The organism is Streptomyces sp. NPDC057137, assembly GCF_042670825.1.
GTDB lineage: Bacteria > Actinomycetota > Actinomycetes > Streptomycetales > Streptomycetaceae > Streptomyces.
In genome coordinates this window covers 120,636-139,586 of the sequence record NZ_JBHUUW010000012.1, presented here as the reverse complement: position 1 = coordinate 139,586, position 18,951 = coordinate 120,636, and the positions used below count along the sequence as shown (strand labels likewise).

Below are 18,951 nucleotides of genomic sequence, written 5' to 3'. Positions count from 1 at the left end.
CTCAGGAGGGACGACATGGCGAGGGTGCGGAGAGCGACGGGCTCGTGGGCCGGGAAGAGCAAGCCGGCCAAGGTCGAGATCTACACCCGCTGGTCCTTCCACCTCTTCGCGGTCGTCGAGGTCGGCGCGATCGGAGTGGTGATCGGCTCACGTACCGACTCCCCGGTCGGCGGCTGGCTTCTGCTGCTCGTCTGCGCCCACGCGCTCGTGAGCGCCGCCTGCAGTTCGTACTCACTGACCTGGGCGCTCGGCAGGCGGGCCCGGCCGAGCCGGCTCATCGCCGCGACGGCCGTGCTCACCGCCATCGGCTGTGTGGCCGCCATCAGCCTGTTCCCCGCGGACCCGAAGAACGTGGAGGACGCCACGTCGGTCTCCTCCCTGCTGGTCACCTTCGTCGGCTTCGGCCTCGCGTCGCTGGTCATCGGGGTCCGCCGGGTGCGGAGCATGCTGCTGGCCGTGCTGGCGGCCACGGTGTTCGTGGCGCTGACCGCCCTGGTGCTCGGGCTGTCGCCCGGCGCGCTCCTCGGGTGTGTGGTCGGGGTGGTGATCGCGGGGCTGGCCCTGGCCTTCACCACCGGTTTCTCGGTCTGGCTGGTCAGGTCCGTGTGGGAGCTGGACAGCGCGCGCGAACTCCAGGCCCGGCTCGCCGTCGCCGAGGAGCGGCTGCGCTTCGGCCGTGACATGCACGACGTCATGGGCCGCAATCTGGCGGTGATCGCGCTCAAGAGCGAACTCGCCGAGCAGTTGGCGCGGCGCGGGGGTACGGAGCAGGCCGCCGAGCAGATGTCCGAGGTGCAGCGGATCGCGCAGGAGTCGCAGCGGGAGGTCCGGGCGGTCGTACGTGGGTATCGGGAAGTGGACCTGCACACCGAACTGGAGGGCGCGCGGGGCGTGTTGAAGGCCGCCGGGATCGGTTTCCGGCTGGATCTGGAGGGGGCCGAGGCCGGGGTGGGTGCGGGAGCGGTCGCGAGTGCGGGCTCGGGCTCCGATGAGGAGGGTGCTGTCGGTGCCGGGGCGCTGGCTCCCGACGTGCAGTCGGCCCTCGGGTGGGTGGTACGGGAGGCCGCCACGAACGTGCTGCGGCACGGGGACGCGCGGCACTGCACGGTGCGGCTGACGGTACGGGAAGGGTGCGACGCGGTGCTGGTCGTGGAGAACGACGGGCTGCCCGAACAGGGCGTCCTGGTCCGGGCGGGCGCGGCCGGTACGCCCAGGACGGCGGGGGCCGGGCTCGCCGGGCTGCGGGAGCGGCTGGCCACGCTGGGCGGCACGCTCGACGCGGGCCCGGTGGCCGGTGCGCGCTTCCGGCTCACGGCCCGGGTGCCGCTGCCGGCGTCGTCCGTACAGCCTGTGCGGCCCGTAGCTCCCGTGGAGCCCGTGGAGCCCGTGGAGGCCCCCGTGTCCGGCGAGGTGACCGCGTGAGCGACGTACGCCCCGTACAAGATCCCGCGCCGGCGTCGGCCCCTCCCGTACGTGTCCTCCTCGCCGACGACGAGCATCTGATCCGGGGCGCGCTCGCCGCGCTCCTCGGGCTGGAGGAGGATCTGACGGTCGTCGCCGAGGCCGCCTCCGGGCCCGAGGCGCTGGCGATGGCCCTGGCGCACCGCCCCGATGTCGCCGTGCTCGATCTGCAGATGCCGGGCGCCGACGGTGTGAAGGTCGCCACATCCATCCGTAGCGAACTGCCCGGCTGCCGGACGATGATCGTCACCAGTCACGGCCGGCCGGGCCATCTCAAGCGGGCCCTGGCGGCGGGGGTGCGTGGCTTCGTACCGAAGACCGTCAGCGCCCGGCAGCTCGCCGAGATCATCCGTACCGTGCACGCCGGGAACCGGCACGTGGACCCGGAGTTGGCCGCCGACGCGATCTCGGCCGGGGACTCGCCGCTGACCGCGCGCGAGGCCGAGGTGCTTGAGCTGGCCGCCGACGGGGCGCCGATCGCCGACATCGCGGCGTGGGCCTCGCTGTCGCAGGGCACCGTGCGGAACTACCTGTCGTCGGCCGCGTCCAAACTGGGGGCTTCGAGCCGGCATACGGCGGTGCGTCTCGCGCGGGAGCGCGGTTGGGTATAGTGGGCTGCGCGCCACGGCGCATGCGGACGTAGCTCAGTTGGTAGAGCGCAACCTTGCCAAGGTTGAGGTCGCCAGTTCGAACCTGGTCGTCCGCTCAGCACAAGAACCCCCGGCCGGATCATCGGCCGGGGGTTCTTCGTTGTCGCCTCCGGGGCTACCAGCGGGTGCCGGTGAGGAGTTCGTACGCCTCCAGGTACTTGGCGCGCGTCGCGTCCACGACCTCGCTCGGCAGCTCCGGCGGCGGCTGCTCGCTCGCGCGGTCCCAGCCGGACGCGGACGAGGTCAGCCAGTCGCGTACGTACTGCTTGTCGTACGACGGCTGGGCGTGACCCGGCTCCCAGCTCGAAACCGGCCAGAAGCGCGAGGAGTCCGGGGTCAGTACCTCGTCGGCGAGCACCAGCCGGTCGTCGGCGTCGAAGCCGAACTCGAACTTCGTGTCGGCGAGGATGATGCCCCGGTCGCGGGCGATGTCACGGGCGCGGCCGTAGACGTCGAGCGTCGTGCGGCGCAGCAGCGCGGCGGTCTCCGCGCCGACCTGGCGGGCGACCTCCTCGTACGACACGTTCTCGTCGTGGTCGCCGACCGCGGCCTTCGTGGCGGGCGTGAAGATCGGCGCCGGCAGCTCGGAGCCGTCGACCAGGCCCTCGGGGAGCGCGAGTCCGCAGACGGTGCGGGTCTGCTCGTACTCGGCGAGGCCGGAGCCGGTGAGATAGCCGCGGGCGACGCACTCGACCGGGGCCATCCGCAGGGACTTGCAGATGAGGGTGCGGCCGGCCCAGTGGGCGGGGGCGCCGGCGGGGAGGTCGGCGGAGATTACGTGGTTGGGCGCGAGATCGGTGAGCTTGTCGAACCACCAGAGCGAGAGCTGGGTCAACACCCGTCCCTTGTCGGGGATTTCGGTGGGCAGGACCCAGTCGTACGCGGAGATGCGGTCACTGGCGACCATCACGAGATCGCCCGCCTCGTTCCGGTACAGGTCGCGCACCTTGCCGGTGTGCAGATGTACCAGGCCCGGGACCTGAAGCGGCTCGGGCTTTTCTACGAATCCGGACACGGTTCCTCGTTCCTCGCCGCGGGTGCTTTCCGCCGCCGATTCTCCCGTATGTGGGGAGTCGGGCGTGCGCGGGGGCGGCCCGGGGGCAGCCCGGGAGGCTGTCAGTCGCGTTTGCAGATGCGGTCGAGGAGGTTCGCCGTCGCCCGCTGGACGCGCGGGTCGACATGGCCGGGTCTGTCCAGCGCGGGCGACCACGCGAAGGTCCCCGAGGCGAAGACGAGGGCGCCGGACGGGGCCCGGTAGAGCGAAGTCTCCTGGTGGCGAAGGGTGTTGCCGATGTCCCGGTACGGCGAGTGGGCCAGCAGCATCCGCTCGTCGTGCTCGGGCAGCGCCGTACGCGGGAAGTAGCGGTCGGCCTCACCGGCGACCAGGCCGGGGATCTCGTCGCCCTCGGAGGCGCCGGTGGCGTCCCAGAACCAGTGCTCCGCGTTCCGTACGACCATCGGGTGCGGCTCGGGGACCCGGCCCACGTACTGGATCCCGAGCAGCTGCTGTTCCGGCTTGTCGACCTCCCGCCAGAGGGCCGGGCGGCCGGGGCCGTGGCGCTTGCGGCAGGTGAGGAGGCGGTCGGGGACGCCGGAGGGCGACGGGCCCAGCTCGACCTGCCAGTACATGGTGTTGGCGGAGAGGAAGACGAGCGAGGTGCCGTGCTCGCGCGCCCGCTCGACGGTGCGGCGCATGGGGAGCGACCAGTACTCGTCGTGGCCGGGGAAGACCAGTCCCCGGTAGCGGGTCGGGTCGATCAGGCCGGCGTGCAGGTCGCGGGCGTCCGCGTAGGCAATGTCGTAGCCGTAGCGCTCGGCCCAGCGGATGAAGTCGTAGGCGTGGCCGACGTGGATGGGCAGGCCCGCGCCCGCGTAGGGGCGGTCGAAGGAGACGGTGATCGCCGCGTCCTCCTCACCGAGGAGCCGGCCCTGCTCGTCCCAGGCGTGGTAGAGGCTGGCGCCGAGATGGCCGTCCTCCGGGTAGAGGTTGTACGCCTGCCAGGTGATGTCGGGGAGCAGGAGGAGCAGGTCGGCGGGGTGGCTGTCGCGGACCGTGAAGGGGATGTGGGAGCGGTAGCCGTCGGTGGTGGTGAGGACGGCGACGTACGCGCCCAGCGACCAGTACGACGGGATCTGGAGGCGCCAGGACAGCCACCAGTGGTGGCAGGAGACCGTGCGCTCGGCGGCGAGCGGGGCGGGCTGGACGATGCCGGAGAGGCGGGGGCTGGTGGTGATCTTGCGGGCGCCCTCGCCGCCGTAGTGCCCGATCCGGTAGACGTCCACGGAGAACGGCTGGGGCGGATCGACGGTGATGTGGAAGTCGATCGACTCGCCGGGCGCGGCGGCTCCGGCGGACGCGAAGCCCTTGATCTGGCGGTGGACGTCGTCGGCGGTATGGGGGCCGCCGCGGTCGCGCCCGAGCGTCGGGTCCGCGTACCAGGGCACGACCTGGCCCGTGTCGTCGAAGTAGTTCTCGCTGCCGCGCAGCCAGGGCACCGGCCCCTGGCCGAAGGGATCGGAGACGGCGTGGGCGAGCGCGCCCGATTCCCACCGTCGGATGTGATCGGCGCACATTGGCGCGCCCCTCCCTGGAAACCCCGTGCAGGTGTTGGTTGTTGGTCGACTGCCGGTGGGCGGACCGCCGTTGGGGCGGACCGTGTCAGCGTCGGCCTCCAGCACATCACATAACGCACGCGATCCGTCACCGTTCGTCGCGAATGAAGCGAACGGGCGGGGAGGGGAGTGGAGGGAAGTGACAGGAAACGGAGAGAAGTGGGCGGAACTTCCGGCTCCGGATGGAGGGTTGGGCGGACCATCGGCGGTTGGGCTGCCGGGGTTCGGCCGCCGGGGGTTCGGCCGCCTCACACCAGACGGACCGGCTTCTCCCGCCTCACACCAGACGGACCGGCTTCTCCGGCCGTACGCCCGTCGAGGCCAGCCACACGCGCAGTGGCTCCCCGTCGCCGTCCTCCACCAGGCTCAGCACGCCGGCCGCCAGGTCCGTGCGGCGCTTGCCGTCCATGAGGAGCGCCGGGCCGTCGAGCCAGTCGAGCCCCGGGGCCGCGCCCGCCGTGTCCACGGCGGCGCAGCAGACCATGGCGGTGACGTGGTCGGCGAGCAGCTCACGGCCCGTGCGCGGCGGCATGAGCGGGAACAGCGGCAGCGGGTCCGTCCCACGGAGGGCCAAGGCGTCGCCCGCGGTGCCCGCGGCGGCCGTGGGCTCGGGCGGTACGGCCTCGGCCTCCTCGCGCGCCACCTCGGCGCTGATCGAGGCGGCCAGGGTGTCGCCCGCCTCCTCGCCCTGTCCGGCGAGATGGTCCATCACGCGGTCCAGTGTGGGTCCGGGCACGGCGTCGGCCGTCGGGTCGCCCGGCCGCGCGGAGCGGCGTACGCCCATGTCGTCCAGGACGCGGTGCAGCCTGGCCGCTTCCGTACGCCACTTACGGTCGACGACCTCTTCCGGATACTGCTGCCAGTCGACCGGGGACCAGTCCGGGCCGGACGTGGCCGGGCCGCCGTGGAAGAGGCGCGCGGCCAGCAGGGACGCGGCCTCGTCGACCGCGCCGGGCTCTTCGAGCAGGTCGCAGGCGGGGCGCTCGCCGAGGCGGGAGGTGAAACCCTCGGCCAGCCGGTCGCGCCGCGACAGCTCCGTCAGTGCCGATACGACTCCGACGTCGAGCCGGGACGGCCAGCGGCCCATCCGCCAGGCGGGCAGGGCGACGCGGGTCAGCAGCCGGTCCCAGCCCGCGTAGGCGAGGCCGACCTGCTCCTGGGCGACGATCCGCAGGCCGTAGTCCACACCCTGTGCACGCTCGGACGCGGCGGAGGCGACGCCGCGCTCCATCAGGGCGGCGTGCTCGGCGCAGGCGCGCAGCATCAGTCGGGCGATCCGGCCGACGAAGCCGAGTGCGGCCCGTCGTATCAGCCCCAGGTCGTGGCGGCCCGCGAGGGCCACCGCGGCGTCCAGGCCCCGCACGAAGCGGCGGGCGGCGGCTATGTCGGGGTGCGACGCCGGTCCCGTACCGGCCACGACCGGGGCCAGCACGGCGCGCAGCTCGGCAACGCGCATCCACCACAGGAAGGGGGAGCCGATCACGAGGACGGGGGCGGCGGGGGCACTTCGACGGGAGGCGCCGCTACGACGCGAGGACGCGCCTGGTTCATTCGGGCCGGTCGGTGCGGTCGGTGCGGCGGCGAGGGCGTGCGCGGGGTGCGTACGATCCTCCAGCCAGCTGTCGCAGTCCGGTGTCAGGGCTATGGACGAGGGCGCCGGCACGTTCAACCGGTCGGCCAGATCCCGCACCAGGCGGTACAGGTCGGGGGCGGACCGCTCGGCGATCTCCACGGTGGGGCTGAGGGCAGGTCTGGCCCTGGCGATCACGGCGGCGACGCCCGCCGCGCACAGCAGCACCACCACGGCGACACCGGTCACGACCCAGCGCGCGGTGTCCCAACTCCCGCCGGTGAGACTGCCCGTGACACCACCCGCGAGCAGGACGACCGCCACCGCCGCGGGCAGCAGCGCGACGCCCGCCGCTCTGCCGCGCACGCGCAGCACAGCGAGAGCCCGGGACCTGGCGCCCAAGGCGCCGATCTCCTCACCGACACCGGAACCGGACACGTCCGGATCTCACCCCCTCTGCCAGCACTGCGGCGGATTTGCTCACTCCCCCACTGTGGCACCCGCCACTGACATCGCAATGCCGGTGGGCCAAGTGCCCGAACGCTTGCGCCGCACCATAGTTGGGGCCCCGGCGGGGGTCATCCGGATGGGTTAACCGTCACTCGATGGAATGGCTTTGGTCAAAGGTGCTGACGTTGCTGGTGTTTTGAGGTGTGGCTTCCGGGGCGGGGAGGTGGTGCGGGGAGGTGGCGGCGCCGAGCCGCATGACGGAGTCCCCGTCCGACCAGGTCGGACGGGGATCGGGGAGGGGATCAGGGACGGGTTCCGGGCTGGGCCGGGGCCGGGGCCGGGGTTCGGCCTCGGCGCAGGGCTCCGGTTCAGGCTTCGGCGGCCTTGCGGGCGATGTCCGTGCGGTGCTGCGAACCGTCCAGCCGGATCCGGTCCACGGCGGCGTACGCCCGCTCCCGAGCCTGCGCGAGATCCTTGCCGGTCGCTGTGACGGACAGCACACGGCCGCCGGCGCTGAGGACCGTGCTGCCGTCGTCGTCCAGCCGGGTCCCGGCGTGCAGGACGTACGCGTCGGGCGCATCCTGCGCGACGACGTCGGCCAGACCCTCGATCGGGTCGCCGGTACGCGGCGTACCGGGGTAGTTGTGCGAGGCCACGACCACCGTTACCGCCGCGTCGTCGCGCCACACCAGGGACGGCAGATCGGCGAGCCGGCCCTCGGCGGCGGCCAGCAGGACACCGGCGAGCGGGGTCCTCAGCCGGGCCAGGACCACCTGCGTCTCGGGGTCGCCGAACCGGGCGTTGAACTCGATGACGCGCACCCCGCGGCTGGTGATCGCCAGGCCCGCGTAGAGCAGTCCGGAGAAGGGCGTGCCTCGGCGGCGCAGTTCGTCGACGGTGGGCTGGAGGACCGTCTCCAGGACCTCGTCGACCAGCTTGGGGTCGGCCCACGGGAGCGGGGAGTACGCGCCCATGCCACCGGTGTTGGGGCCCTCGTCGCCGTCGAGCGCCCGCTTGAAGTCCTGGGCGGGGCGCAGCGGGAGCACCGTACGGCCGTCGGTGATGGCGAAGAGGGAGACCTCGGGGCCGTCGAGGAACTCCTCGATGACGACACGGCCGCAGGCGAGCGCGTGCTCGCGGGCGACGGTGAGGTCGTCGGTCACGACGACGCCCTTGCCTGCGGCGAGACCGTCGTCCTTGACGACGAAGGGGGCGCCGAAGGCGTCGAGGGCCGTGTCGATCTCCTCGGGGGTGGTGCAGACGTAGCTGCGCCCGGTGGGAACGCTCGCGGCGGCCATCACGGCCTTGGCGAAGGCCTTGGAGCCCTCCAGTCGCGCGGCCTCGGCGGACGGGCCGAAGCAGGCGATGCCCGCGTCCCGTACGGCGTCGGCGACCCCGGCGACGAGCGGCGCCTCGGGTCCGACGACGACGAGCCGGGCCTCCAGCTCGGTGGCGAGCCGGGCGACGGCCGCACCGTCCATGGCGTCGACCGTGTGCAGCTCGGCGACTTCGGCGATACCGGCGTTGCCGGGTGCGCAGTGCAGAGCGGTGACGTCGGGATCGAGGGACAGAGAGCGGCACAGGGCGTGTTCGCGGGCACCGCCGCCGATGACAAGGACCTTCACGGGGGGCAGCCTAGCGGGGACGGGGTGGGTGGCCGACCCGGTGTCCGGCGCCGGGGGTCAGTCGTTCGGATACTCCTCGACGACGGTGGCGCCCAGCTCGCGGACGATCAGGTCGTGGCCGGAGAGCGCGGAGTCGACGAGGTCGGCGTCGTCCTCTTCAGGAGTGTCGTCCTCGGGGGCGACGTGGCGGGGAGCCGCCGCGGGGCCGTCCGACGGGCGGCGCTGTTCGGGCGTCGTACGGCCGGGGGCGGCGGTCGCGGACGCGGCGGGGGCGTACGCGCCGGACATCGCGGAGCCGGAACCGGGGCCGGAGTTGGAGCCCGAGTTGGAGCCTGCGGAGGACTGGGCGGGTGGCGCCGGGGGTGCGGGGCGCTGGGAGGGGGCGGGTGCCGGGGGTCTGGAGCCTCCGCCGCCGCCGCCGTCCGCGCCGCCGAAGCCTCCACCCCCGCCTCCCCCGCCTCCGGGGTTGTTGCCGCCGTTCCAGCCGCCTCCGCCTCCGCCGCCGGGGGCGGGCGGCTGCGGGGTGCCGCCCGACGGATCGATGATCGCCTCGACCTTCCACTGCACGTGGAACTGCTCGGAAAGCGCCTGCTTCAGCACCTCCTCACTGCCGCTGCTGGCGAAGTTGTCGCGGGCGCCCGCGTTGAGGAAGCCGAGCTGGAGGGTCGTCCCGTCGAAGCCCGCCACCTGCGCGTTCTGGCTGAGCAGGATCCAGGTGAAGCGACGGCGGTTCTTCACCGCCTCCAGGATGTCCGGCCACATGTTCCGCACCTGCCCGGCGCCCTGGGCCATGACGGGACCGGCGGGCTCATGGGCCGGCGGGCCTGCGGCGGGGGCCGGGGCCTGGGCCGCTGGTTCGGGGGTCCCCGGGCCGCGCCCGGGGGTCGAGGCGGTGGGCCAGCCACCGGGCTTACGGGCGGGCTCGGGGGCGGCCGGGGCGGCCTGGGCGGGGGCCGAGGCACCGGGCCAGGCGCCGGGTCGGTTGCCGCTCGGGGGCGCGGGCTCAGCGGCGGGGGCGGGCTCGGGAGGCGGGGGCACCGGCCCAGGCGTACCGCCGCCACCGCCCTCACCACCGCCCTCGCCCTGCACGGCGGCCCGCGCCGCCGCAGGTCCGTTGCCGAGGCCGGGGCCCGCCGGATGGGCCTCGGGCCCGGGGACGTACCCCATGGCGGGTGCGGGCCCCCCGGTCGAGAACGCCGCCGCGGACACCCCCCGCTCCAGCCGGTCGAGCCGCGTCTGTACGGACCGTTCGTCGTCGAAGGCGGCGGGCAGCAGCACACGCGCGCAGATCAGTTCGAGCTGGAGCCTGGGCGAGGTGGCGCCCCGCATCTCGGTGAGCCCGGTGTTGACGAGGTCGGCGGCCCGGCTCAACTCGGCGGCCCCGAAGACCGACGCCTGGTCCTGCATCCGCTGGACCACGTCGTCGGGGGCGTCGATGAGCCCCTTCGTACCGGCGTCCGGAACGGCGGCCAGGATGACCAGGTCCCGCAACCGCTCCAACAGGTCGGCGACGAACCGTCGCGGGTCGTTGCCGCCCTCGATGACCCGGTCCACGACCTCGAAGGCCGCCGCCCCGTCGCCGGCCGCGAAGGCGTCGATCGCCGAATCGAGCAGCGAACTGTCCGTGTACCCCAGCAGAGACGTCGCCATGGCATACGTCACACCGTCCTCGGCGGCACCCGCGAGAAGCTGGTCCATGACGGACATCGAGTCCCGCACGGACCCGGCACCGGCCCGCACGACGAGCGGCAGCACGCCTTCGGCGACCGGGATCCGCTCCTCGCCGCACACCTTGCCGAGATAGTCCCGCAGCGTCCCGGGCGGCACCAGCCGGAACGGATAGTGGTGCGTACGCGACCGGATCGTGCCGATGACCTTCTCGGGCTCGGTGGTCGCGAAGATGAACTTGAGATGCTCCGGCGGCTCCTCGACGACCTTCAGCAGGGCGTTGAAGCCCGCCGGGGTGACCATGTGCGCCTCGTCGATGATGTAGATCTTGTACCGACTGCCGGCCGGCCCGAAGAAGGCCTTCTCGCGCAGATCACGGGCGTCGTCCACACCACCGTGCGAAGCGGCGTCGATCTCGATGACATCGATCGACCCGGGCCCGGTCCTGGCCAGGTCCTGACAGGACTGGCAGACCCCGCAGGGGGTCGGCGTGGGCCCCTGCTCGCAGTTCAGACAGCGCGCGAGAATGCGCGCACTGGTGGTCTTCCCACAGCCCCGCGGCCCGCTGAACAGGTACGCGTGATTGACCCGGTTGTTACGCAGGGCCTGCTGCAGCGGGTCAGTGACATGCTCCTGCCCGATGACCTCGGCGAACGACTCGGGGCGGTAACGGCGGTACAGCGCTAGGGACGACACACCTACGACGATATCGGCCCGCTACGACATCCCACCCCCGCCAACGCAGACGCCCCCCACGCACCCGCCAGAGCCAACCTACCCTTGCTGCCTTCCGGCCCTGGGGGAGTTCAGTCAGATAGCGCCACGTGAGGGGCTGCGCTCACAGTACCCGATGCCCACCCCCGACTACGAGTTCGCGAGCACCGCTCAACGTCTTGTATGGTTCGTCGCGGAGGATTCGCCTAGTGGCCTAGGGCGCACGCTTGGAAAGCGTGTTGGGGGCAACCCCTCACGAGTTCGAATCTCGTATCCTCCGCCATTGCTCTCACCGGGCAATAGTCGAAGGCCCGCCGTCGCTAGCGATGGCGGGCCTTCGACGTAGCGGGGAGGGTGTCAGGTGTCGCCGGCCGGCGAAGCCCTTCAACCTATTGTGGCCCCGGCCTCCCGGGGCAGGGGCGTCCTGGCATTTCCGGCGCTCGTCGTCCTCCTCGTTGCCGGTGTATCCGCTGCTGGGCGCACACGTCGCGGAGCGACACCACTCTCGGCCGGGCGGAGCGGGGTGCTGCGCCATGCATCCTCATCCGCGCCGGGAGGCCCGCACTCGCCTTGTCGCTGAGAGCGACGCCGTGCCGTGAGACCCGTCCCCGAGGGGCTGCGCCAAGGAGTCGACCATCAGGTGACCACGGCAGTTCTCAGTCTCAATCTTTCACACGAACCCGGTCTGTCTGCTGAGCGGCAACACGAGATCATCCTGCAGCACCCCAGCTCGGGGCGAAAGCAACACACGCTCCGTCGACCGATCCCTTCAACCACCCGAAACCGATCGGCATCAGCCCCAATGCGGTCTTGGCCGACACGACCATGGGCCTTCGTCGCAGAGGCCCGTCGCTACGTGGGGCGATACCGAGGTAGGCAGTCCGTTCTCGCCCACCTGGAAGAGATGTCCGGAGTCGAGTTCGCCCCGACGGACCACGTCCTGCACTTCGTCAACGCCTACGGCGAAGACCTCATCTTCTAGAGAAACCCAGGAGACAAATTGGCCACTCTCCTGCACAGCGCACTCGGCTGGGAGCCCCATCCCGTCAGCCTCTCGTCCCTGATGCGCTCAGAGATGCCGCCTCTGGACTCCGTTGCGAACGACGAGACCGCGGCTCGCCTCTGGAACGATCACCACCTGTCTTCAGCAGAGGACAGGGAGTTGGGGCCGCCGGAGATCGTGTGGGTTGTCGCCTGCTTCATTTCTACTCGGCAGGCGGGGAGTCGGACGCCTTCCCCGGAGCTGATAAGTACGAGGGATGCCCCCACTGCACGGGAGAGGAGCCCCCGGGGCATGCCAACATCCCAGCGGAGGTTCTGCATCGATACGTCATCGCCCGTGTTGTCACCCGGTTCCAGAGTGAGCCGGGTCTTCTCCAACGTTCGATCACGAGCATGCGTGAGGATGACCGGCTCGCCCCGGAGCTAGTGGCGAAACTGGGGCCTGGATGATGCGTCCGCCGGAGATCGCTGAACCCGGCTTCACGTGACCTTCAATCCTCTGCGCACCTGCCACTGCGAGTACTTCGGCGGCCGGGCCGGGACGTTCTTCACCCATGCCGCCGAGCACGCACGGCGCACGGACGGCAAGCTGCGGATGCGCCCTGCGGCTCGTCTGCTGCACTGGAGCAGTACCGATTGGCAAGAACCACCTAGGTTTGACGGAGAGCAGGCCTGTCCAGGCTACGACCGTAGACCGAGTTGAGCGGAGGTTCACTTGTACGACCTGGTCTATCTCTCGGAGCAGAAACTCAACGCCTGCCTTCTGGGTGCCACGGACCCCCGGTTGCCGTTCCTCAGCGGCTCGCTCCAGGTTCCGGCGGGGCCAGTGACCGCCCAGGTCGACCTCGGCGTCCCGGCAGCCAGCACCCTGGTGACTGAAGCGGCGTTGGACCGAGCAGTCAAGCGTTTGGTGCAACACCACGCTCCGTCCACTCTGAGCACTCCAGATCTGCGCCCCAACCAGTGGATCGCGTTCGACTTGGACATGGCACTCAAGACAGCACATGAGGACAGTGGGACGGTGCCGGACGACGTAGTACTGCTCGTAGGCGCTGCTCCAGCCCAGGATTCCGCGGTCGCCAACACCGGCCTGCTCTTGTGTGGATCGGTTCAGCACTTACGTGTTGAAGCACAGTCCGCCGGACGCTTTGGCTCTGGCACCTCCTGGATACACGCGATGATCGCGGAGATCGCACGCCGTGACGCACACGGCGTAGGAGTAATCCCGGAGTTCCTAACAGAGATGCTGCCGAATCGAAGCCCGATCGGCAGCATCGAAGACGCCTGTCTCGGTTTGTACTCGTGGATGAGCCGTGACCATCCGCCTCCTTCCCGCAGCAGGATGCGCGGCTACGCGAAGGTCCTGATCGACACGGGAAGCCAGGCCGACGTAAATCGACTCGTCGTCGCCACACCCTTGTACGTCGAAAACGCTCCCCAGCGTCCCGCGCGGCTGAATTGGTGGCGACGTCGCACAGCCAGACGCGGTCTCCAACCTGAACTCGCTAACGAACCCCCAGGTCGCCACGCGCCTGATCGCGGATCTCGTCGATAATCCCGTGCATGTTGTTGAACGACTCCCACAACCGTCGGCGGGCGTCGTCCTGTGCCCCGTCGTCACCCAAGCCCTGGTCGAGCGCCGTTCGCGCCCAAGTAACGAAGCACGAGGATTCGCCGGCAAACCTCCTGATCAGCACTCTCACCTCGCTGCCCCAGTAGAGCCGCGCGCCACTCGCCTCGACCGGAACGACAAGTGTCTCCCAAGGCCAGTGCCGCACGATCAGCTCCGCCTTGGCGTGAATTGACTCTTCCGTCGAATGCGCGCCTGCCCACACCTCGTCGATAGTCCGGTCGAGATCATGCAACCAGCGACCCAGAGCCTCGTATGCCAGCCCCACCCGCTCTTCCCTGCGCCGATCCTTTTCGGCGGCTAGCTGCTTTTGGAACTGCTGTTCTGCGAAAAGTAACTGGGCATCGACCTGGCCGCGCATCACTTCGAGATCACGGTCGCGTCGCCGAATCGCGTGTGCTGCACCCAGCGTGTATCCCGTGCAGACGATTCCCGCAGCGAGGAGTAAGCCAATAGCCGTCGACATCGTCGAATTCTCCTATTTCTGTCCCCGGCGAGCCACCACGAGGCCATTTCGATTTCCAGCGCAAGCACTTCGACACTCCGAGGACCCACGTACCTGGTCCTCTTCGCGACCACTTGGCCGGCCCACCACGAAATCAGAGAGCAAAAACCGCGCGATTCGCATGGGCGGAGATGGGAGAGGAAGGGCAGTGCGGCCCGTCCTCCCCCCCCTCCCCCCCCACGAGGTCAGCCTCATGGGTTATCTCTTTGCCTACTGATCCGTTTGGTCCGCACCGCCACTTGCGTGAAAGGCTCCATTTTCCACATCGTCGGGGTGCAGCACGGGGTCTGGGATGTTGAGTGCCTGCATAAGGGATGCGAGCGTCACCACCCTATTATTACCCACCCACAGCACACGAAAGGGGCTGGCCCCACTCCGGGCCCTTCGTGAAGCCTGCGACTCCGAGAGCCCTACGGCCTTCGCAGCTTCCTTGAACGCGATGTACTGCGGCAGCAGCTCCGAGAAGTGGTAATAGATGTTCTTTCCGTCCACCCATGAACGCCCTACTTGGGCAGGGGTAATTACGGGAGAATTAGCTCGACGGTGCATGCCCTCGCGAATTTTTTCGTGAACTTCCTTCACATGACTCATGACACCCATCCGGTGCAGCAGAGCCCCCACTCGCTCGCCGCGGATCCTTTCATCAGCATCCGGATTCAGCACCGATCCCGAGTCGATAATGGACGACGCGAGTACTACAGTTTCGGTGGAGTGGGAAACTTCTGGAGCCCAGTAGCTCACGTCCTCGGTGCATGCTTCTTTGGACGGGTGCTCCACCAGAGCTCGAGCGCAATTAAAAGCATGCTTCATCATGTCGTCGAGCAACTTGTTCGAGGTTTCACCGGCTGGCATCTCATCCCATTTATTGAGCAAACCTTCCACAATCGCTGATTTAATATCGGAAACTTCGTAATGCCACGTCCTGGCGAGGTCACGCGCCCAGCCGTCAAGGTTGCTTGCGACCAAGTCCAGAGCAATCAGAAGCCACTTCTCCCGTTCCTTTTTCTCACCTTCTTTCGCCAGAGTGACGATTGTCTCCCACGTGCGAAGATTCGATTTAGTCTTTGTCCGACCCAGCCGGACCTGATTCCGGAGTTCCCGATAGGTTGGATGCCTCTTTACCGTACACATTTCGACATCGCCTATGTGTGCACAGACAGGCTCTTCACCAAAGTTCCGTAGGGACTGCGCAGTGATGGCGGCAAAAATATTGGACATCAATATCCTCTCGCAACCGACTGGGTCCCGAGAAGATTACTATGGGGTCTTCCGATCTTTACCTTTCCTCCGGGAATGGACACGATCGAATGAATTTGGTTTGAATGCCCGCACGGATGGGGATCTCAGGGTGCCATGACTGTGGATGAAGTTGCGGCATGATCGACACCGGCCAGCGCACATACGGCTTCTCAAAGAGCGTTTTATCCCGTCCAGGGTGTTTGGTAAGGCACCCAATGTCAGCGGATTGGGGTCACGCCCCGAGGCATGTGAGGAGCCGCTTGTGGAGTGCGATGTGTGCGGACGGGCGATGTGGCGGTGGCCGGCCGGTGCTGCCGACTGTGTGGGACGAGGAGATCTGGTCCTGTTCCTGGTGCCACGCCTCCACTAATTTCATTTGGCGCGTCGGCGGTAGCAGATGATGCTGGTGAAGGCCAGGAAGTGTATCGGCCCTGCGTTCGTAGCAGCGGTGGAGTCCTCGGCAGCCGGCGAGCCGGGACCCGGTGCGTTCGATGGTCCAGCGGTGTCGGCTGAGTCACTGCGGGGTCTCCATGCCTTTGCGCGCGATGCCGTACTGGATTCCGCGTCGGGACAGCCATTGCCGCAGGTGGCGGTAGTCGTATCCCTTGTCGGCGTGGAGCTTGCGAGGCCTGCGCCGACGGGGCATCGCCCTTCGCAAGCGGGATCAGGGCTTGGCTGTCGTAGACGTTGGCACCGCAGATCGCGACGGACATAGGCAGACGGGTCGGCTCAGTGATCACGGGGATGTACGCCCCATAATTGCCAACTGCAGCCACGTACAGCCTGACTTGGCCACGAACACGGTCTCGCCAGAACCTCCCGATCGCCGTGGCGGCGCCGACCGCCATCTTGGGGCAGCGACGGCGCCTTCACGAGGAGTCGAGGCTAGCCCGGTGATTCGCATTAAGTCTGCTTTGCGTAACCAGACAGGCCAAGTGAATTGGGTTCCAGGGGCCGGTGGGGATCAATCGACGGTAGATACAGCCTGTAGTGCTCCCTGTTTATGGGTCGAAGGGACGACACGGGCACCTCCGGCCGGACCGGCGTCTAGCGCTGCAAGGACCTCCCGTCAGCCAGGCTCTCCACGAAGGCCCGCTCACCAGGCCCGAGCGTGCAGGGAACCGCCAGCACCCATTCGTACGAGTCATGGGCCATCGGCGTGCGAATGACTCCTTGATGGACTTCCTGCGGGCACGGGCAGAAGTGGGAAGCCATCCGGGTGGTACTCCAACTGGAAGATCCGAAGCCGTGAGCCGGACCTCACCTCGATGTCGATACCGGCATCCCCACCGCGTCCGTCGACTGCCCGTACTTCTGCTCGTGCGTCGTACAGGCGGTGCACCAAGGCCTCCGCCATGCGGTCGAACAGCGGCTGCCCGACACGATCCCATTCGATTGCCGTGGCCCCCCCCTGCTTCTCTGACAGAGTCATCACATCCGACACCGACAGGGGAACCTGTCTGTGGCCGGCACGCTGCGGGTGCGACCACTCCGGAGCCCACGACCGGCTCGGAAGGGTTGCAGTTCGGGTTGCATTCACCTCCGTTCGCGGAGGTCCGGCAGGGGTGGCCGGTTACGCTCCGTCCCAGCCCAGCACGGCGGTGAACCGTGCCGGACTGCACCACGAACAGTTGGAAAGCGTGTTGGGGGCAAACCCTCACGAGTTCGAGTCTCGTACCCGCAGCCATTGCTCTCACCGGGCAATAATTGACGGCCCCCTCGGGGCCCTCCTCTTCGGATCACCACCCCAACTGATGTGCGTCACGACCCGTTCGGGGACTCCGAGGATGAGCAGAAGGATGAGCTGGAGCGTCGCGGCTGCGTGCCTGGCGTCGTGCAGGCGCCCATCGCGAACCTTCGCGTCCAAGAAGCTGCTTCCACGCCTCGTAGTCCGTGCTGGGCACCAGAGGTACCTCCACGGGAGACGTTTCGCAAGCGTGGACGCGGGCCGCAGGAGATCAGATAGCTGTGCCCCGCGCCTCGCGTCATGGGCCGTCGATCAGTTTCTGCACCTCAGGCGGAAGCTTCGAGCCGGAGTAGGAGGCGACGAATATAGCTTCCTCCGGTGTCTCTCCGACGGCGATGGCCACCGTCGGGGAGATGCCGTTCACCTTGTAGGCGGTCTCCGTGGTCCCCGCCCCCTCTGCTTCGTCCTGGCCGCCGGTGTCGTCACAAGGGGGTTTGGTGGCGGTACCGAGCTTGTCGGCGATCGCGAAGTCCACATTCGCGACGTCTCGATACGTTCGGCCCTCGTAAGTGAATTGGAGCGCGCAGGACCCCGCCTGCTCGCCGCCGTCGCCGTCGCTGTCGGCCGTGCATGCGGTGGCCGACACCACCATGGTTGCCGCCAGCAGCACACCCGCAGATCGTCCGGCCCAGCTCATAGACATCCTCCTCAGTAGATGCTGCGAAGATCGAGGACGTCTCCCTCGCCGAGGGCCCCTTGCCCTTTGCCGTGTATACGAACATGTTCGTATACACGGTGAGGTTCTGGTGTCCCGATCCAACATAGGCACCGGTCCGAAGATATGTCCGGCCTCATGAGTGCCAACTGAGCGGATGTCATATTTGTTCGAGCAGTTGTGGTCGGCTTGTTCGTGAAGTCGTGGTCGTGGGTGTTGAAGCGGAAGTCGGCCTCGCAGGTCGTTCTTGACGGCCGGCATGGGCCAGGTCCACGAGCAGATCGAAGCGAGGTGGCAGGGCTCGACAGAACGTCGGGGACGTCGGAGCCTGTGGTGGCCTAGTCCCCACCTGCGGGCGGCTACTTCATGCCCACCAGCTTCTTGAGCCTTCCCATCGTCGTCACCTTGGGCTCGGCCTCGTACGCCTTCTTCAGTTGGGCGAAGTGATCGGCGCGGGTCCGGCTCAGGTACTCGTCCGTCTGGAGCCGCTTGGCGATCGACCAGGCGCGCTTGTGCTGGCCGTCGTAGTGGCAGACGAACGCCTTGCCCATCTCCAGCACGGACTTGAAGGGGATGCCGTCGGTGTGGTCGCGGTCGATGCGGTCCTGGACGTTGGAGATCAGCGCGAGCTTCTCGTCGACGGTGTAGTCGTCCTCGGTGATGCGCTTCATGACGTCGTCGGGGATCTGCTCGGTCACCTCGAAGGCGAGCGTGGAGCGGATCGGCGGGCCGGCGATCTCGATGTACGGCAGCAGGGCGCCGGTGCTGTGGTGCAGCCACGGCAGGCGGGGACCCGCGAAGTCCTGGTGGAGTACGACGGTCCCGGGCCGCATGCGCGTGAGGAACCGCTCCGACACGCACTGGAAGACCTGGGCCGTCTTGGCTATGTCTATGTGCAGGAACTCGACCGGGCTGGTGTCCTTCGGGTCCGACGTCTGCCACAGGTCACCGGCGTGGATCTCCAGGAACGGCAGGAACGGATCCAGGCGCCTCTTGAAGTCGTCCAGGAACGAGTTGTCCTCCGCGGGCTTGTGCCCGGAGTCGAAGAACTTCTCCGTGGCGTACGTGCCCTTGCCGACGCGGAAGAAGTCGTACGAGTGCAGCCGACCCGCCTTCTCGTCGAACACGGGGCTCTCGTGCAGGCCGAGCGCGAGCGCGTACGTCGATCCGCCGCCTCCCGAGCCCAGTTCGACTATGCGGTCCTGGCCCGTGAGGTGATGCCGGCCCACCAGGTACAGAAACTTCAGCTCCCACTTGCTGCACTGGGTGTAGGGCAGGTTCTCCGGCAGCTCCACACTGTCGAAGAGGGAGTAGAGATGGCCGAGCTTCGTCATGAGTGCCTCACGGGATTCTTTGGTTAGGCGGTGCCCACGACCCTAGGGAATTGGGCACTGTTTCACCATTAATTCAATGGAGTAACTC

At 68.6% G+C, this 18,951-nt stretch carries 13 protein-coding genes, 2 tRNA genes, 1 other RNA gene and 2 pseudogenes; 6 read left to right on the top strand and 12 right to left on the bottom strand.

Annotated elements, in window-relative coordinates:
• Positions 1–15 precede the first annotated feature (15 nt).
• The 3 genes from ACFT9I_RS13435 to ACFT9I_RS13425 all read left to right on the top strand — a co-directional run bounded on the left by ACFT9I_RS13435 (position 16) and on the right by ACFT9I_RS13425 (position 2,167).
• Positions 16–1,422, top strand: a complete 1,407-nt coding sequence (locus ACFT9I_RS13435) for a sensor histidine kinase (protein WP_382563727.1) — start codon at positions 16–18, stop codon at positions 1,420–1,422.
• A complete protein-coding gene (locus ACFT9I_RS13430; protein WP_382563725.1) occupies positions 1,419–2,072 on the top strand; it encodes a response regulator in 654 nt (217 codons plus the stop codon). Before ACFT9I_RS13435 ends, ACFT9I_RS13430 begins: the two co-directional genes overlap by 4 nt.
• 22 nt (positions 2,073–2,094) lie before the next feature.
• Positions 2,095–2,167, top strand: a tRNA-Gly gene (locus tag ACFT9I_RS13425).
• Between the two features lie 59 nt (positions 2,168–2,226).
• On the opposite strand, the gene ACFT9I_RS13420 is transcribed toward ACFT9I_RS13425, so the two are convergent.
• The 6 genes from ACFT9I_RS13420 to ffs form a co-directional block, all read right to left on the bottom strand.
• Positions 2,227–3,126: a phosphoribosylaminoimidazolesuccinocarboxamide synthase gene (locus tag ACFT9I_RS13420; RefSeq protein WP_382563723.1), complete on the bottom strand. Its 900-nt coding sequence runs from the start codon at positions 3,124–3,126 to the stop codon at positions 2,227–2,229.
• Positions 3,127–3,227: 101 nt separating this feature from the next.
• A complete protein-coding gene (locus tag ACFT9I_RS13415; protein ID WP_382563721.1) occupies positions 3,228–4,685 on the bottom strand; it encodes a N,N-dimethylformamidase beta subunit family domain-containing protein in 1,458 nt (485 codons plus the stop codon).
• 316 nt (positions 4,686–5,001) lie between these two features.
• A complete protein-coding gene (locus ACFT9I_RS13410) occupies positions 5,002–6,732 on the bottom strand; it encodes a hypothetical protein (RefSeq protein WP_382563720.1) in 1,731 nt (576 codons plus the stop codon).
• Positions 6,733–7,112: 380 nt separating this feature from the next.
• The gene (gene purD, locus ACFT9I_RS13405) at positions 7,113–8,369 is read right to left on the bottom strand and encodes a phosphoribosylamine--glycine ligase (protein ID WP_382563718.1); all 1,257 of its coding nucleotides are present in this window, start codon (positions 8,367–8,369) and stop codon (positions 7,113–7,115) included.
• Between the two features lie 57 nt (positions 8,370–8,426).
• Positions 8,427–10,733 carry a DNA polymerase III subunit gamma and tau gene (locus ACFT9I_RS13400; protein ID WP_382563716.1) on the bottom strand — a complete coding sequence of 769 codons (2,307 nt, stop codon included), beginning with the start codon at positions 10,731–10,733 and terminating at the stop codon, positions 8,427–8,429.
• A gap of 44 nt (positions 10,734–10,777) precedes the next feature.
• Positions 10,778–10,874: signal recognition particle sRNA small type (gene ffs / locus ACFT9I_RS13395), an RNA gene on the bottom strand.
• Positions 10,875–10,946: 72 nt separating this feature from the next.
• Here ffs and ACFT9I_RS13390 point away from each other — a divergent pair.
• The 3 genes from ACFT9I_RS13390 (at position 10,947) to ACFT9I_RS13380 (ending at position 13,308) form a co-directional block, all read left to right on the top strand.
• Positions 10,947–11,034 (top strand) — tRNA-Ser (locus ACFT9I_RS13390).
• A 573-nt stretch (positions 11,035–11,607) separates the two neighbouring features.
• Positions 11,608–11,733, top strand: a complete 126-nt coding sequence (locus ACFT9I_RS13385; RefSeq protein WP_382563714.1) for a hypothetical protein — start codon at positions 11,608–11,610, stop codon at positions 11,731–11,733.
• Positions 11,734–12,468: 735 nt separating this feature from the next.
• The gene (locus tag ACFT9I_RS13380; protein ID WP_382563712.1) at positions 12,469–13,308 is read left to right on the top strand and encodes an SAVMC3_10250 family protein; all 840 of its coding nucleotides are present in this window, start codon (positions 12,469–12,471) and stop codon (positions 13,306–13,308) included.
• Here the strand turns inward: ACFT9I_RS13380 and ACFT9I_RS13375 are convergent.
• The 6 genes and pseudogenes from ACFT9I_RS13375 to ACFT9I_RS13350 all read right to left on the bottom strand — a co-directional run bounded on the left by ACFT9I_RS13375 (position 13,259) and on the right by ACFT9I_RS13350 (position 18,863).
• On the bottom strand, positions 13,259–13,849 hold the full coding sequence (locus ACFT9I_RS13375; protein ID WP_382563711.1) for a hypothetical protein: 591 nt from the start codon (positions 13,847–13,849) through the stop codon (positions 13,259–13,261). The two genes, ACFT9I_RS13380 and ACFT9I_RS13375, sit on opposite strands and share 50 nt — an antisense overlap.
• Before the next feature lie 249 nt (positions 13,850–14,098).
• Entirely contained in the window at positions 14,099–15,106 is a 1,008-nt protein-coding gene (locus tag ACFT9I_RS13370; RefSeq protein WP_382563710.1) for a hypothetical protein, read from the bottom strand.
• A 393-nt stretch (positions 15,107–15,499) separates the two neighbouring features.
• Positions 15,500–16,009: pseudogene (locus ACFT9I_RS13365) on the bottom strand (transposase); the annotation flags it as partial.
• A gap of 880 nt (positions 16,010–16,889) precedes the next feature.
• Positions 16,890–17,028: pseudogene (locus ACFT9I_RS13360) on the bottom strand (site-specific integrase); the annotation flags it as partial.
• An 84-nt stretch (positions 17,029–17,112) separates the two neighbouring features.
• Positions 17,113–17,511: a DUF6281 family protein gene (locus ACFT9I_RS13355; protein ID WP_382563707.1), complete on the bottom strand. Its 399-nt coding sequence runs from the start codon at positions 17,509–17,511 to the stop codon at positions 17,113–17,115.
• Positions 17,512–17,888: 377 nt separating this feature from the next.
• A complete protein-coding gene (locus tag ACFT9I_RS13350) occupies positions 17,889–18,863 on the bottom strand; it encodes a hypothetical protein (protein ID WP_382563706.1) in 975 nt (324 codons plus the stop codon).
• Positions 18,864–18,951: the final 88 nt, after the last annotated feature.

Bases quoted from the DNA above. Each gene is read 5' to 3' on its own strand.
- ACFT9I_RS13435 (WP_382563727.1), top strand. From the start codon at position 16: ATGGCGAGGGTGCGGAGAGCGACGGGCTCGTGGGCCGGGAAGAGCAAG.
- ACFT9I_RS13415 (WP_382563721.1), bottom strand. From the start codon at position 4,685: ATGTGCGCCGATCACATCCGACGGTGGGAATCGGGCGCGCTCGCCCAC.
- ACFT9I_RS13375 (WP_382563711.1), bottom strand. From the start codon at position 13,849: ATGTCGACGGCTATTGGCTTACTCCTCGCTGCGGGAATCGTCTGCACG.
- ACFT9I_RS13370 (WP_382563710.1), bottom strand. From the start codon at position 15,106: ATGTCCAATATTTTTGCCGCCATCACTGCGCAGTCCCTACGGAACTTT.
- ACFT9I_RS13355 (WP_382563707.1), bottom strand. From the start codon at position 17,511: ATGAGCTGGGCCGGACGATCTGCGGGTGTGCTGCTGGCGGCAACCATG.
- ACFT9I_RS13350 (WP_382563706.1), bottom strand. From the start codon at position 18,863: ATGACGAAGCTCGGCCATCTCTACTCCCTCTTCGACAGTGTGGAGCTG.